This window comes from Streptomyces sp. P3 (assembly GCF_003032475.1).
GTDB lineage: Bacteria > Actinomycetota > Actinomycetes > Streptomycetales > Streptomycetaceae > Streptomyces.
Genome location: NZ_CP028369.1, coordinates 1,536,766 through 1,550,509, shown reverse-complemented (window position 1 = coordinate 1,550,509; position 13,744 = coordinate 1,536,766). Strand labels below are relative to the sequence as shown.

General features: G+C 68.6%; 14 protein-coding genes. 7 read left to right on the top strand and 7 right to left on the bottom strand.

Annotated features, from left to right (window positions below; translation table 11 throughout):
• Positions 1-2 precede the first annotated feature (2 nt).
• The 4 genes from C6376_RS06965 (at position 3) to C6376_RS06950 (ending at position 1,916) form a co-directional block, all read left to right on the top strand.
• A complete protein-coding gene (locus tag C6376_RS06965; protein WP_107442616.1) occupies positions 3-182 on the top strand; it encodes a hypothetical protein in 180 nt (59 codons plus the stop codon).
• A gap of 135 nt (positions 183-317) precedes the next feature.
• A complete protein-coding gene (locus tag C6376_RS06960; protein WP_107442615.1) occupies positions 318-797 on the top strand; it encodes a BlaI/MecI/CopY family transcriptional regulator in 480 nt (159 codons plus the stop codon).
• A 9-nt stretch (positions 798-806) separates the two neighbouring features.
• Positions 807-1,355: an amino-acid N-acetyltransferase gene (locus tag C6376_RS06955; RefSeq protein WP_107442614.1), complete on the top strand. Its 549-nt coding sequence runs from the start codon at positions 807-809 to the stop codon at positions 1,353-1,355.
• 225 nt (positions 1,356-1,580) lie between these two features.
• The gene (locus tag C6376_RS06950) at positions 1,581-1,916 is read left to right on the top strand and encodes an Lsr2 family protein (protein WP_057577705.1); all 336 of its coding nucleotides are present in this window, start codon (positions 1,581-1,583) and stop codon (positions 1,914-1,916) included.
• On the opposite strand, the gene C6376_RS06945 is transcribed toward C6376_RS06950, so the two are convergent.
• Positions 1,895-2,533: an SCO3374 family protein gene (locus tag C6376_RS06945; protein ID WP_107442613.1), complete on the bottom strand. Its 639-nt coding sequence runs from the start codon at positions 2,531-2,533 to the stop codon at positions 1,895-1,897. The two genes, C6376_RS06950 and C6376_RS06945, sit on opposite strands and share 22 nt — an antisense overlap.
• Positions 2,534-2,963: 430 nt before the next feature.
• On the opposite strand from C6376_RS06945, the gene C6376_RS06935 reads away from it, so the two are divergent.
• Positions 2,964-5,492, top strand: coding sequence for an ATP-dependent Clp protease ATP-binding subunit (locus tag C6376_RS06935; protein WP_107442612.1), 2,529 nt, complete (start codon positions 2,964-2,966; stop codon positions 5,490-5,492).
• 67 nt (positions 5,493-5,559) lie between these two features.
• Here the strand turns inward: C6376_RS06935 and C6376_RS06930 are convergent, their stop codons facing one another.
• The gene (locus C6376_RS06930; RefSeq protein ID WP_107442611.1) at positions 5,560-6,195 is read right to left on the bottom strand and encodes an HAD family acid phosphatase; all 636 of its coding nucleotides are present in this window, start codon (positions 6,193-6,195) and stop codon (positions 5,560-5,562) included.
• A gap of 536 nt (positions 6,196-6,731) precedes the next feature.
• Here C6376_RS06930 and C6376_RS06925 point away from each other — a divergent pair.
• Complete coding sequence (locus C6376_RS06925; RefSeq protein WP_107442610.1) at positions 6,732-7,313, top strand: M23 family metallopeptidase; 582 nt, start codon at positions 6,732-6,734, stop codon at positions 7,311-7,313.
• Between the two features lie 11 nt (positions 7,314-7,324).
• On the opposite strand, the gene C6376_RS06920 is transcribed toward C6376_RS06925, so the two are convergent.
• A complete protein-coding gene (locus C6376_RS06920; RefSeq protein WP_107442609.1) occupies positions 7,325-7,900 on the bottom strand; it encodes a TetR/AcrR family transcriptional regulator in 576 nt (191 codons plus the stop codon).
• A 180-nt stretch (positions 7,901-8,080) separates the two neighbouring features.
• Here C6376_RS06920 and C6376_RS06915 point away from each other — a divergent pair, with 180 nt between their 5' ends.
• Positions 8,081-9,664, top strand: coding sequence for an MDR family MFS transporter (locus C6376_RS06915; protein WP_107442608.1), 1,584 nt, complete (start codon positions 8,081-8,083; stop codon positions 9,662-9,664).
• Positions 9,665-9,931: 267 nt separating this feature from the next.
• On the opposite strand, the gene cseC is transcribed toward C6376_RS06915, so the two are convergent.
• The 4 genes from cseC to C6376_RS06895 all read right to left on the bottom strand — a co-directional run bounded on the left by cseC (position 9,932) and on the right by C6376_RS06895 (position 13,457).
• Positions 9,932-11,266, bottom strand: a complete 1,335-nt coding sequence (gene cseC / locus C6376_RS06910; protein ID WP_107442607.1) for a two-component system sensor histidine kinase CseC — start codon at positions 11,264-11,266, stop codon at positions 9,932-9,934.
• Between the two features lie 28 nt (positions 11,267-11,294).
• Positions 11,295-11,996: a two-component system response regulator CseB gene (gene cseB, locus C6376_RS06905; RefSeq protein WP_107442606.1), complete on the bottom strand. Its 702-nt coding sequence runs from the start codon at positions 11,994-11,996 to the stop codon at positions 11,295-11,297.
• Positions 11,997-12,195: 199 nt separating this feature from the next.
• Complete coding sequence (locus C6376_RS06900; RefSeq protein WP_107448811.1) at positions 12,196-12,840, bottom strand: hypothetical protein; 645 nt, start codon at positions 12,838-12,840, stop codon at positions 12,196-12,198.
• A gap of 74 nt (positions 12,841-12,914) precedes the next feature.
• Entirely contained in the window at positions 12,915-13,457 is a 543-nt protein-coding gene (locus C6376_RS06895; protein WP_057577696.1) for a SigE family RNA polymerase sigma factor, read from the bottom strand.
• Positions 13,458-13,744 lie beyond the last annotated feature (287 nt).

Here is a 13,744-nt window from a genome sequence, read left to right as displayed (position 1 = left end):
CCATGGACTACGTCTCCGCGTTGCTGCCCCCCGTCGTCATGGCGGTGTTCTTCATCGGCCTGATCAGGGTGATCGTGAAGACCCAGGGCGGCGCCAACAAGGCCAAGGAGGACGCGGCCGTCGACGCCGCCCTCGCGCGCGCGGAGGGGACCCGCCAGACCGCCGTGAGCCCGGAGGCCTGACCGCCCCCGCGATGCTCCGCCGCCCCCGGGGCGCGCGGCTCCATCCGGAGCTGCGCGCCCTTTTTGTTGGCGTTTGTCGGCGAAAGTGCCCGTCCGGCACGCGATTGGTGTGATCTCCCACTATTGTTCTGAGCTGTGCCTCGCCCATTGGGAGAACTCGAAGACGCGGTCATGACGCGGGTGTGGAAGTGGAACCGCCCGGTCACCGTTCGAGAAGTCCTGGAAGACCTTCAGCAGGAACGGTCCATCGCGTACACCACCGTGATGACCGTTTTGGACAATCTCCATCAGAAGGGCTGGGTGCGCCGTGAAGCCGAAGGCCGGGCCTATCGATATGAGGCCGTCTCCACCCGGGCCGCCTACGCCGCGGCTCTGATGAACGACGCCTGGGCGCAGAGCGACAACCCCGCCGCCGCTCTCGTCGCCTTCTTCGGGATGATGAGCGACGAACAGCGCCATGCGCTGCGCGACGCCGTGCGCATGGTCCAAGGCCCGGAAACCGCAGAACCCGCAACAACGCCGAGCGCACCCGGTGCACCGGGTGCGCAGACCGAGGCCGGTAAGGGCGGCGCCGTGGAGAACCCCGCCTCGGCGACGGAGCGCGACGGGCGATAGCGTCCGTACATGTCAGCAGAGAGTCCCTCGGCCGAGAACCCCGAAGTCACCGCTAATGCCATCACCGTCCGGCGGGCCCGGACCGGCGATGTCCCCGTCGTGCGCCGTCTCCTCGACGCCTACGTCCGCGGCGGGATCCTGCTCGACAAAGCGACGGTCACGCTTTACGAGGACATCCAGGAGTTCTGGGTCGCCGAACGCGACGACAACGCCGAGGTGGTGGGCTGCGGCGCCCTGCACGTCATGTGGGAAGACCTGGCGGAAGTGCGGACTCTCGCGGTGAAGCCCGGACTGAAGGGCGCCGGCGTCGGACATCGGTTGTTGGAGAAGTTGGTCCACACCGCGCGCTGGCTCGGTGTTCGCCGGGTTTTCTGCCTCACCTTCGAAGTGGACTTCTTCGCCAAGCACGGGTTCGTGGAGATCGGTGAGACGCCGGTCGACACCGATGTCTACGCGGAGCTGCTGCGTTCCTATGACGAGGGCGTCGCGGAGTTCCTCGGACTCGAACGAGTGAAACCGAACACCTTGGGCAACAGCCGGATGCTTCTGCATCTGTGATCGTCGCTCCCATTCCCGCCGACCCGCCTTGCCCGGGTTCCCTATGTCCGAAACGCGCACGTTTCCGGTCGGCGGGTGGGCCGTCAGCCTTGGCCGAGGGTTTGTGTTTTCCCAGCAAAAGCGGTTTGCTTTCCGACGTACTGCAGTACTGCATATAACAGGGCGCGGCTAAACGGCGGACGCCGCTGACCCCCGACCCTCACGTTTTCGATGAAAGGAAATCCGGTGGCACAGAAGGTTCAGGTCCTTCTTGTCGACGACCTCGACGGCGGCGAGGCGGACGAGACCGTGACGTTCGCGCTGGACGGCAAGACCTACGAGATCGATCTCACGACCACCAATGCGGACAAGCTGCGTGGACTTCTCGAGCCCTACGTGAAGGGCGGCCGGCGTACCGGCGGCCGTGCCGCGGGTGGGCGTGGAAAGACGCGTGCCGCTTCCGGCGGAAGCCAGGACACCGCCCAGATCCGCGCGTGGGCGAAGGAGAACGGTTTCGAGGTCAATGACCGTGGCCGCGTTCCGGCGACCATTCGCGAGGCCTACGAGAAGGCCAACGGCTGAGCGCACGCGCCCAGCAGTCGGACACGGTGGCATTGCGTCGCCAGCGTGTCCACCAGCCGTACGAGATCGGGGGCGGTTCCCGCGCCCCCCAGCGCCGACATGGTCGGCAGCGAGGCCTCGACCTCGCACCCTGCAACGGGGGGCCGCAACCACACGGCGGCCCCCTGCACCGGTCGGCGGTCCGACCCGGTGGCGCGGTCGGGAGCCCGGTGCGCAGGCCAGGGCGCCTCGACGAGGCCGCCGGCCCCGAGCGCCGTCAGGCCCAGGGGCAGCGTGCCCCACTCCAGCCACTCCAGGATCCCCGGCACCTCCTCCGCGCAGCCGGCCGCCACCAGCAGCAGCATCCGGTCGCCCCGCACGGCCACCGGCGAGTCCGGCGCCAGGTGCCGGAGCGCCGTGAGCCCCGCCTCGGCCGGGACGTCCAGGACGTCGAAGCGCTCGCCGGTCGAAAGCCGGAGCGGTTCTCCGGGCACGGTCGGCCAGCCCAGTTCGTTCTCGTACCAGCCACGGATCCGGTCGGCCGGATCGAACGGCCTTCGAGGGAGGGGAACGGTGGGCGGTACGGAGCAGACCGAGCGGGCCGCCGGGGGGTTCGACGAGGGAACTGAGCCAACCATGGCAAGTCCAACCGTCCGAAAGGCCCCCGGGTTACGCTGGGTGTTTCCGTGACTGCGCCCCGTTTTGTCGATCAGGGTGGGACGGGTGTCGTGAGGCGCAACGTTGTTCGCCCGTAGCGGAGGGAACCGAGGCCCCCGGCATGGAGTGTCAGTCCCGGCGGGTAAGACATCCCTAGTGGGAGGGGGCGACACGCAGGCACGGCACGTCTCACGTTCGCCATCGGCGTACTGGCGACTGGGGTAACTGCCTGGCCTGCGGGAACATCGTCTCGCACCATCGGGTTGGAGCAGATGTCGGCGTTCGGGGTCAGGAGGCCATCGACGGTGTCGGCAGTTGGAATGAGCGGTCCCCGCTTGCGGGACTAAGCTGCGGAAGGACAGGGAGGGGAAGTTCCCCCCACTGCCTGACCGCTCTGAGGAGCGATTAACGATGTTCGAGAGGTTCACCGACCGCGCGCGGCGGGTTGTCGTCCTGGCTCAGGAAGAAGCCCGGATGCTCAACCACAACTACATCGGCACCGAGCACATCCTCCTGGGCCTGATCCACGAGGGTGAGGGTGTCGCCGCCAAGGCCCTTGAGAGCCTCGGGATTTCGCTCGAGGCGGTCCGCCAGCAGGTGGAGGAGATCATCGGGCAGGGGCAGCAGGCCCCGTCCGGGCACATCCCCTTCACCCCCCGTGCCAAGAAGGTCCTGGAGCTGTCGCTCCGCGAGGCGCTTCAGCTGGGCCACAACTACATCGGCACGGAACACATCCTGCTCGGCCTGATCCGCGAGGGCGAGGGCGTCGCCGCCCAGGTCCTGGTCAAGCTGGGCGCCGACCTCAACCGGGTGCGGCAGCAGGTCATCCAGCTGCTCTCCGGCTACCAGGGCAAGGAGACCGCCGGCGCCAGTGGCGGTCCTGCCGAGGGCACGCCCTCGACGTCCCTGGTCCTCGACCAGTTCGGCCGGAACCTCACCCAGGCCGCTCGTGAGTCCAAGCTCGACCCGGTCATCGGGCGCGAGAAGGAGATCGAGCGGGTCATGCAGGTGCTGTCCCGCCGCACCAAGAACAACCCGGTGCTCATCGGCGAGCCCGGCGTCGGCAAGACCGCCGTCGTCGAGGGCCTCGCCCAGGCCATCGTCAAGGGCGAGGTGCCCGAGACCCTCAAGGACAAGCACCTCTACACCCTGGACCTCGGCGCCCTGGTCGCCGGCTCCCGCTACCGCGGTGACTTCGAGGAGCGCCTGAAGAAGGTCCTCAAGGAGATCCGCACCCGCGGTGACATCATCCTGTTCATCGACGAGCTGCACACGCTGGTCGGTGCGGGTGCCGCCGAGGGCGCCATCGACGCCGCCTCGATCCTGAAGCCGATGCTGGCCCGCGGTGAGCTGCAGACCATCGGCGCCACCACGCTGGACGAGTACCGCAAGCACCTGGAGAAGGACGCGGCCCTCGAGCGCCGCTTCCAGCCCATCCAGGTCGCCGAGCCGTCCCTGCCGCACACGATCGAGATCCTCAAGGGTCTGCGGGACCGGTACGAGGCGCACCACCGTGTCTCGATCACCGACGAGGCGCTGGTCCAGGCCGCCACCCTGGCCGACCGGTACATCTCGGACCGCTTCCTTCCGGACAAGGCGATCGACCTGATCGACGAGGCCGGCTCCCGGATGCGCATTCGCCGGATGACCGCTCCGCCGGACCTCCGCGAGTTCGACGAGAAGATCGCCGGCGTCCGCCGCGACAAGGAGTCCGCGATCGACTCGCAGGACTTCGAGAAGGCCGCCTCCCTGCGCGACAAGGAGAAGCAGCTCCTCGCCGCCAAGGCCAAGCGGGAGAAGGAGTGGAAGGCCGGCGACATGGACGTCGTGGCGGAGGTCGACGGCGAGCTGATCGCCGAGGTCCTCGCGACGGCCACCGGCATCCCGGTCTTCAAGCTGACCGAGGAGGAGTCCTCGCGTCTGCTGCGCATGGAGGACGAGCTCCACAAGCGGGTCATCGGCCAGGTCGACGCCGTCAAGGCGCTGTCGAAGGCGATCCGCCGTACGCGTGCCGGCCTGAAGGACCCGAAGCGTCCCGGTGGTTCGTTCATCTTCGCCGGCCCGTCCGGTGTCGGTAAGACCGAGCTGTCCAAGGCGCTCGCCGAGTTCCTCTTCGGCGACGAGGACGCGCTGATCTCCCTCGACATGTCGGAGTTCAGCGAGAAGCACACGGTCTCGCGGCTGTTCGGCTCGCCGCCCGGATACGTGGGCTACGAAGAGGGCGGCCAGCTGACCGAGAAGGTCCGCCGCAAGCCGTTCTCCGTCGTCCTCTTCGACGAGGTCGAGAAGGCCCACCCGGACATCTTCAACTCGCTGCTGCAGATCCTGGAGGACGGTCGCCTGACCGACTCCCAGGGCCGGGTCGTGGACTTCAAGAACACGGTCATCATCATGACGACCAACCTCGGCACCCGGGACATCTCCAAGGGCTTCAACCTGGGCTTCGCGGCCTCGGGCGACTCGAAGACCAACTACGAGCGCATGAAGAACAAGGTGTCGGACGAGCTCAAGCAGCACTTCCGCCCCGAGTTCCTCAACCGCGTCGACGACGTGGTCGTCTTCCCGCAGCTCACGCAGGAGGACATCCTCAAGATCGTCGACCTGATGGTCGGCAAGGTCGACGAGCGGCTCAAGGACCGGGACATGGGCATCGAGCTCTCCCAGTCCGCCAAGGAGCTGCTGTCCAAGAAGGGTTACGACCCGGTGCTGGGCGCGCGGCCGCTGCGTCGCACGATCCAGCGCGAGATCGAGGACACGCTGTCGGAGAAGATCCTCTTCGGCGAGCTGCGCCCCGGTCACATCGTGGTCGTGGACACCGAGGGCGAGGGTGACACCAAGACCTTCACCTTCCGCGGCGAGGAGAAGTCGGCGCTGCCCGACGTCCCGCCGATCGAGCAGGCGGCCGGCGGCGCCGGACCGAACCTGAGCAAGGACGCCTGACCCGCCAGGGGTCGAGCCCGCGAAAGGGGCCGGTGCTGCACGGCACCGGCCCCTTTCGCATGCGCTCCTACGACAACTGGCCGTTGTAGTCGGGCAGCTTGTACGTCGTCTCGGCGTGGCCGCCCGAGAGGTCGGTGGCGCTGTTGCCGATGTTCGCGATGATCGTGTAGCCCTTGGACTCGATGGTGACGCGCTGGGCGGTCTTGTAGGCGGCGACGTCCTTGAAGAGGTCGAGGAAGCCGCGTACGTACAGCCCGGAGACCCTGTAGCCCACGGTCTTGAGGTTGTAGTCGGTCACCCCGGAGATGATGCCCGGGCGGGCGGTGACGAAGAACAGGGAGACGCCGTGCTCCTGGGCGTACTTGGCCACCTCGAGGACGGGCTTGTTGGCCGGCGCCGGGTAGCTGAAGCCGAAGTCGGTCTCCAGGGTGGTGTTGTCGATGTCGAAGACGATCGCCTGCTTCTCGCCCGGCTTGACGTCGGCGATCCGCTGCTTCAGCGCCGGCAGCGCCTGGTTCATCAGCGCCTGGCAGTCCTGCTGCCAGGTCGCGTAGTCGACGTCCGCGGCGGCTGCCGAGGCGGTGGCCGTGGCGGCGCCGGTGGCCGTCGCGGCCTGGGCTCCGACCGGAACGGCCAGGGCCGTGGCGGCGGCCGTGGAGACGGCGGTCATGGCGATGCGGCGCTTCCAGGTGCCTCTGGTCATGTGTGGGGTCCTCTCGCGTCCTTGCGCTGCCGGTGTCGTGAGCATGCTCATCGGTGGGGATGACTTACGGGGAACCAAGGGGTTACCGGGGGAAACCAGCGGGTTACTGGACGGTAGAGCCGACTGAGAGGCCGGTCACAGACCCCTGCATGCAACGTGACCGGGGTCACAAGTGCCCTATGAGGCGCGGGAGTAGCCGCCGTCACATTCCGAAGTGCCTTGAAGTGGGCGGCCGGTGACATGCCGCACAAGCGATTTGGGTCCTACTAGGGCGGATAGTCGCAGGGTGAAAGCGGGCAAAAGGGACATCTGCTCGAGAGTTCAGGGCGCACCGGCGGCCTCCGGCATGGGCGATGTCGAAAGTGTCCGTAAGGAGCGATCTGTCAAGAAGTGTGAACTTTTGGGGTGGAGTACTAGTTTCCGTCGTAGATCACACGTTTGAGCCTTCATGGGCCTCGGGGTTACCAAGGGATGGCCACTCCGGCGGACGTTCACGCCGGGTGGTTTCTTCTGTCCCCTCCCCACACGAGGTCTTCATGTTCCAGCGCGTCACGTTCCGTTCTTCCCGTACGTCCCTGCTCCGCACCCGCGTGGCCGTCGGGGCCGCCGCAGTGGGCGCCTCGGTCGTGCTGGGGACCGGAGTGGCGTCCGCCGCCGCCCCCGCCGCGGCGCCCGCCGCCGCCAAGAAGGCCGTGTCGGCCTCCTGGATCGACCCGGTGAAGAAGTACACGCTGTCCGCCGGGTTCGCCCAGGCCGGCAAGATGTGGCAGTCCACCCACAGTGGTCAGGACTTCGCCGTGCCGAGCGGCACCAAGGTCATGGCCGCGCACGGCGGCACCGTGGTGAAGGCCGGCGGCAACGGCGCAGGCGACGGCCCGGCCTACGGCAACGCCGTCGTGATCAAGCACGCGAACGGCGTCTACTCGCAGTACGCCCACCTCTCGCGCATAGACGTGAAGATCGGCCAGGTCGTGAAGACCGGCCAGAAGATCGCGCTGTCCGGCAGCACCGGCAACTCCAGCGGTCCGCACCTGCACTTCGAGATCCGCACGACCGCCAACTATGGTTCGGCGATCAACCCGGTCACCTTCCTGCACTCCAAGGGCGTGAAGGTCTGACGCCGTCGTGATCAGGCGCCCTGGTGCGCCTGGGTCACCAGATCGACGGCGACCTCGAGGACGGCTTGCCGCTTCTCCTCGGGGTCGCCGTCGAGGTCCTGGAGGAAGAACATGCCGGCGTGCAGCGTGAAGATGGCGCTCACGCAGCGGACCTGGTCGGTCAGCGGGGCCTCCGGGTCGATGATGATGTCGCGCAGGCTCCGCATGCGGTCCTTGAACGAGTCGCCGATCTGGAGCTCGCGCACCGTCGCCTGGTTCTCCTGCATGAAGCGGAAGAGCGGGGCCGCCTCGGAGAGCGCCTGGCTGTAGCGGCGCACGAGTTCGTGCTTGGTCGCCAGGGTGTGCGGCTGGCTCCGGCCCCACTCGATCAGGTCCTCGATGGGCTTCGTCAGGTCCGTGAAGATGCTGACGGTGATCTCTTCCTTGGTCTTGAAGTGGTAGTACAAGGCCGCCTTGGTGACCTCCAGGCGCTCCGCGATCTCGCGGAGCGAGGTCTTCTCGTAGCCCTGTTCGGCGAAGAGTTCGAGTGCCACGTCCTGGATGCGCTGGCGGGTGTTGCCGCGACGTTGCTGCTTGGTGCCGTCCATGGTGACGTCCGTCCTCGTACTTCTCGGGCTCCCGCGGGAAAGCCAGGTGCCGTCCGGCCGGTCCGTCGCAAGAAACTTACTTGACGCCCGGCTAGTTGCAGGTCTACCTTCCCCAGTGTACTGAACTAGCCGGGCGGCAAGTAAGTGGCCGGCGGTGAGTGGGCCAGGGGAGTGGGAAAGATGGCGGACACGCAGACGACGTCCGGGACGGAAGCCGGGAAACAGCCCAGGAGTGTGCGGGTCGTTCTGCTCGCACTCATGATTACGATGATGCTCGCGATGCTCGACAACATGATCGTGGGCACGGCGATGCCGACGATCGTCGGCGACCTCGGAGGTCTCGAACACCTCTCCTGGGTGGTGACCTCGTACACCCTCGCCACCGCAGCCTCCACCCCGATCTGGGGCAAGATCGGCGACATGTACGGGCGCAAGGGCGCCTTCATGTCGTCGATCGTCATCTTCCTGATCGGATCCGCGATGAGCGGCATGGCCCAGAACATGGGCGAACTGATCGGCTTCCGCGCGGTCCAGGGCCTCGGTGCGGGCGGTCTGATGGTCGGCGTCATGGCGATCATCGGCGACCTGATCCCGCCCCGGGAGCGCGGCAAGTACCAGGGCATGATGGCCGGCGTCATGGCGCTCGCGATGATCGGCGGCCCGCTGGTCGGCGGCACCATCACCGACAACTGGGGCTGGCGCTGGTCCTTCTACATCAACCTGCCGCTGGGTGTGGTCTCGCTGGCCCTCATCAGCGCCGTCCTGCACCTGCCGAAGAAGCGGTCGCAGTCGAGGATCGACTACCTGGGCGCGACGCTGCTGACCGTCGGCATCACCTCCATCGTCCTGGTCACCACCTGGGGCGGCACGGAGTACGCGTGGACGTCCTCGCGGATCATGGAGCTCATCGGGATCGGCGTCGCCTCCCTCATCGGGTTCGTGTTCTGGCAGACCAGGGCGGCCGAGCCGATCGTCCCGCTGCACATCTTCCGCAGCCGTAACTTCACCCTGATGTCGCTCATCGGCTTCATCACCGGCTTCGTGATGTTCGGCGCCACCCTCTTCCTGCCGCTGTACCAGCAGTCGGTGCAGGGCGCCTCCGCGACCAACTCCGGCCTGCTGCTCCTGCCGATGCTCGGCGCGATGCTCGTCACCTCGATGGTCGCGGGCCGGGTCACCACGAACACAGGCAGGTACTACGTCTTCCCGGTCGTCGGCAGCGTCCTCATGGTGATCGGCCTGTACCTGCTGTCGACGATGGACACCGGGACCAGCCGCTTCACCTCCGGGGTGTTCATGGCCGTGGTCGGCCTCGGCATGGGCTGCCTGATGCAGATCACGATGCTGGTCGCCCAGAACAGCGTCGAGATGAAGGACATGGGCGTCGCGTCCTCCTCCACCACCCTCTTCCGCACACTCGGCTCGTCGTTCGGCGTCGCGATCATGGGAGCCCTGTTCAACAACCGGGTCCAGGACGTCATGAGCGAGCGGGCCGGCGCGCTGGGCTCGAAGGTCACCGAGCAGTCCGCTCAGCTGGACGCGGCCAGCCTGGCGAAGCTTCCCGCTGCTGCCCGTGAGGCCTACCAGCACGCGGTGACGGCCGGCACGCACTCGGCGTTCCTGCTGGGCGCCGTCGTGGCGGTGGCCGCGCTGGCGGCGGCGGTGTTCGTCAAGGAAGTCCCGCTGAAGGGCGCCGGACCGCAGAAGCCCGATGCCCCGGCCGACGCCGCGGCCCCTCAGTCGCCCGTGGTCGAGGCCGTCTGACCCGGCCACGACCACCGAAGGCCTCCCGGCGGCGCCAGCCCCGGGGGGCCTTCTCCGCGGGCCCGTCTGTCCGGCCGTCGCGTCTTCCGTCCGCCGCGTCCAGGTGTGTCGTCGAGCCCGTCCGGCCGAGGCGTCTGTCCGCCGTCGGGCCCGTCCGGGCCTTCCGGGGCCTTCGGGGCCCTTGGGCAAGCGGACAGGTGGGACCTGCGGGCCGCCACGCTTTCGCGGACTCCGCGGATCGACCCGCGCCACCGCGGGCCACGGCCACTAAGGCCTCATCGGGTAGCTGCCCGTGTTGGTCGGCGCGTGCTCGGGCAGCCACAGGACGGCGACGGCGCCCTCTGAAAGTATGTGCTCCGCGGCTCCGGCCGACCGCACGTTGCGGAACGTCAGTCGGGCGCCCAGGACGCGGGCCTGGCCGGCCGCGATGGTGAGGCCGAGCCCGTGCCCGTGCCCGGCGCGGTCGACGCTTCCGGTGCGGAACCGGCTCGGACCCTCGGCGAGCAGGTCCTCCGGGAAACCGGGACCGTGATCGCGGACCCGGATGACCCGCCCCTCGACGGTGACCTGGATCGGCGGCTTGCCGTGCCGGGCGGCGTTGGCCAGCAGATTGAACAGGACCCGCTCCAGGCGGCGGGGGTCGGTCGTGACCATCGACTCGTGCACGACCCGCACCTCGACCTCCGGGTCCTTGGCCGCCACCCGCCGGGCCACGAACTCGCCCAGGATGATGTCCTGCAGTTCGGCCCGCTCCGAGGCGCCGTCGAGACGGGCCACCTCCAGCACGTCCTCCACGAGGGTGCGCATGGCCTTCGCCCGGTCCAGGACAAGCTCCGTGGGCCGGCCGGGCGGCAGCAGTTCGGCGGCCGTCAGCAGTCCCGTCACCGGGGTGCGCAGTTCGTGCGCGATGTCCGCGGTGACCCGGCGCTCGGCCTCCAGTCGCTCCTGCAGCGTGTCCGCCATGGCGTCCACAGCTCTCGCCAGGTCGTCGGTCTCGTCCCGTACGACCCCGCCGATGGCGTCCCGGACGCGGACGTCCGACTCGCCCCTGGCGACCTGGTTGGCCGCGGCCGCCGCCTTGCGCAGCCGGCGGGAGAGCTGCCCGCCGATGAGCACCCCGAGCGCGCTGCCGCCGAAGACGACCGCGATGGAACCGATCACCAGAGCCTGGTCGAGGTCGTTCAGGATGTCCGTGCTGCGGTCGGTGAACCCGGTGTGCAGGGACAGCACATGTCCGTCCTTGACCGGCACGGCGGCCCAGATGTCGGGCACTCCGGCGGTGTGGTCGGAGACGAACGTGGCCCGGCGCCCCTCCTGCATCTTGTGCCGCAGGGACGTCGGCAGACCGGGGTCGTCGATCTTGATGTTGGGGAAGTTCAGCCGCCCGGACTGCTCGTAGTTGCGTTGGGCGATCCGCACCCGCTCGTCGGCGAGGTCGCGGGCGTTGTCCAACATGGACACGCGTGCGGCGTTGTGCACGACGAGACTGAGCGCGACCGCCACCAGCGCGCCGACCAGCGCGATCGCCGCACTCAGCTTCCATCGCAGCCCCGTGCGGATGCCCGCGCCTGCTGCGCGCGCCGGCACCAGGCGCTCGATCATCCCCCGCATATCCCTGTCCCCGCCCCGCTCAGGCCTTCAGCTTGTAGCCGAAGCCGCGGACCGTCTCGATGCGGTCCTGACCGATTTTCGTCCGCAACCGCTGCACATGGACGTCGACCACCCGGGTGTCGCCGCCCCAGCCGTAGTCCCACACCCGCTCCAGCAGTTTGTCGCGGGAGAGGACCGTGCCCGGAGCGGAGGAGAACTCCAGCAGCAGCCGCATCTCGGTGGGCGTCAGCGCCACCGGCTGTCCGGCCCGGCGCACCTCCATGCCCTCGGTGTCGATCTCCAGGTCACCGAAGGTCAGCACGCCCCCGTCGGCTGCGGCTTCGGGCTCGATGCGGTCACCGCCGCCCGCGTGACCGAAGCGGCGCAGCACGGCGCGGATCCTGGCGACGAGCACCGCTCCGTCGAACGGCTTGGTCACGTAGTCGTCGGCGCCGGCCTCCAGGCCCAGGACCACGTCGATGGAGTCGGCGCGCGCCGACAGCATGATCACCGGCACCGTGGACTCGTCGCGGATGCGCCGGCACAGGCTCACGCCGTCCAGGCCGGGCACCATCACGTCCAGCAGGGCGATGTCGGGGCGGTCGGCCCGGAACGCCTCCAGGCCGGAGAGGCCGTCGGGCATCGCGGTCACCGCGAAGCCGTCCCGCTCCAGGGCGAGCTGGGTGGCTTCGCGGATGACGTCGTCGTCCTCGACGAACAGGACGTGGGTCTGGTCTGCCATCCCGGTGCTCTCAGTTCTCGTATGCGGTCTCGTGTTGCTGTCGGGATCCTGTCGGAGCGCCCCTTGGAGGGACGCACGGAGCACGGCGAGCGTTCACTTCCCGTGCCGCCGCCTTGCCCGTCCACTCATAGATCGCACCGGGCAGCCCGATCGGTTCACGCCGGACGAAGGTTTTTTGGATCGCCCGCTGCCGTACGGGTCAGCCGGTCTCCGGCACCGGGGCCGGTTCCCCGCCGACGACGTTGCTGTAGTCGTTGTGCCAGCTGTACTCCTTCATGAAGCGGCCCGAGGTCCAGCGGTATGTGATCACGTTCTCGCCGGACGGGCTGGAGACCGGGTCGCCCTTCTCGTACACCTGCTTGGTCACCACGAGGTCGCCCCGGTCTATCTCCGCATAGACGGGGGGCTCCTCGGCCTTGAACACGTTCTGGTAGCCGTCGTCGCTCTCGCGGTACACGTAGGAGCCCACGCCGACAGCGTCACCGCAGGTCAGCACGTTGACGATGACGTCGTCGCCGGTACTGCCGGTCAGGTTGCCGTAGGAGACGTCGACCGGGTACTCGTCGCCCACGCAGGGCTTGAGCCCGCCCTTGACCTCGGCCGAGACCGCCGGGTCGTCCTTGACGAGCTGGACCGCGTCCGACTGGTCGAGGCTCTCGGAGGAGGCGGCCTGGGGCAAAGGCGTCACGCCCGCCACCGCGTCGCCGTGCGCCGGCCCCTCGTCGCGTGCGCCGGTGCCGCCGGTGGCGCAGGCGGAGACGAAAAGGGCAAGGGCGGCGAGTACGGCCATCGCCGTGGTCGCCGCCTGGATGGCGCCCCGGGCCGGCATCGGCCCATGGCGCATGTCGAAGGAGCCCCCGACGCCCCGCCGCCCGCCCTCGGGGCGGACGACGGGGCCATCGACACCGCCCTTGTCGGTCAGGCCGCCGTGCAACGCTCCCGCTCCTCACGCTCCAGCGCGCGTGCGTCCAGATCGCGGGCCTCCAGCTCCTCGCGGAGCCGGGCGAGCGCCCGGTGCAGCGTGCTCTTGACCGTTCCCGCCGACATGCCGAGGGCAGCGGCGGTCTCCTCCGTGGACATCTGCTCCCAGTGTCGCAGCACCACGACGCTGCGCTGCTTCGGAGCCAGTACTTTCATCGCGTCCATCAGCAGGGCGCGGTCGGCGTGCTGCTCGGTGGAGTCGTCCACCCGGGCGTCGGGGAGCTGCTCGGTCGGCACTTCGTCGAGCTTGCGCGCCCGCCACCACTCGGTGCGCGTGTTGATCATGACCCGGCGAAGGTAGGCGTCCGCGAGCCGCTTGTCCGCGATGCCGTCCCAGCGGCCGTACGTACGGGCCAGCGCGGTCTGCAGGAGGTCCTGCGCGTCGACCGGGTCCGGGACCAGACGTCGGGCGCTGCGCAGCAGCGCGTCCTGCCGCGTGCGGACGTATTCCTCGAACTCGAGCACCTCGCCCTGCGCCATGGTGAACCCCTCCGTCTTTTCCCCGTTTCCGGCGGGCTGTCGCCTGCCGGTTCCCGCTGTGGTCGGTGGCCCGGTGTTCTCGGTGGGCACGCAAACGAAGCTACGGAGGTGTTGTCACGGGGCTGTCCGAAGCAGCCTGCGGCTAGCAATCGGCTGTCCGTCGGTTGTGTAACGGAAATGAGTTCTGGGTAGGGAGGCGGGCCCGATGGTCCAACTACGGGACGTTTTGCCCCCTCGGCGTGTGTGACACGGACGCGGCCGGGTTCGACGAAGTCCGTGACGGCGGC

Coding starts and splice junctions, on each gene's coding strand:
- C6376_RS06965 (WP_107442616.1), top strand. CDS start 3: ATGGACTACGTCTCCGCGTTGCTGCCCCCCGTCGTCATGGCGGTGTTC.
- C6376_RS06955 (WP_107442614.1), top strand. CDS start 807: ATGTCAGCAGAGAGTCCCTCGGCCGAGAACCCCGAAGTCACCGCTAAT.
- C6376_RS06945 (WP_107442613.1), bottom strand. CDS start 2,533: ATGGTTGGCTCAGTTCCCTCGTCGAACCCCCCGGCGGCCCGCTCGGTC.
- C6376_RS06935 (WP_107442612.1), top strand. CDS start 2,964: ATGTTCGAGAGGTTCACCGACCGCGCGCGGCGGGTTGTCGTCCTGGCT.
- C6376_RS06930 (WP_107442611.1), bottom strand. CDS start 6,195: ATGACCAGAGGCACCTGGAAGCGCCGCATCGCCATGACCGCCGTCTCC.
- C6376_RS06925 (WP_107442610.1), top strand. CDS start 6,732: ATGTTCCAGCGCGTCACGTTCCGTTCTTCCCGTACGTCCCTGCTCCGC.
- C6376_RS06920 (WP_107442609.1), bottom strand. CDS start 7,900: ATGGACGGCACCAAGCAGCAACGTCGCGGCAACACCCGCCAGCGCATC.
- C6376_RS06915 (WP_107442608.1), top strand. CDS start 8,081: ATGGCGGACACGCAGACGACGTCCGGGACGGAAGCCGGGAAACAGCCC.
- cseC (WP_107442607.1), bottom strand. CDS start 11,266: ATGATCGAGCGCCTGGTGCCGGCGCGCGCAGCAGGCGCGGGCATCCGC.
- cseB (WP_107442606.1), bottom strand. CDS start 11,996: ATGGCAGACCAGACCCACGTCCTGTTCGTCGAGGACGACGACGTCATC.
- C6376_RS06900 (WP_107448811.1), bottom strand. CDS start 12,840: ATGCGCCATGGGCCGATGCCGGCCCGGGGCGCCATCCAGGCGGCGACC.
- C6376_RS06895 (WP_057577696.1), bottom strand. CDS start 13,457: ATGGCGCAGGGCGAGGTGCTCGAGTTCGAGGAATACGTCCGCACGCGG.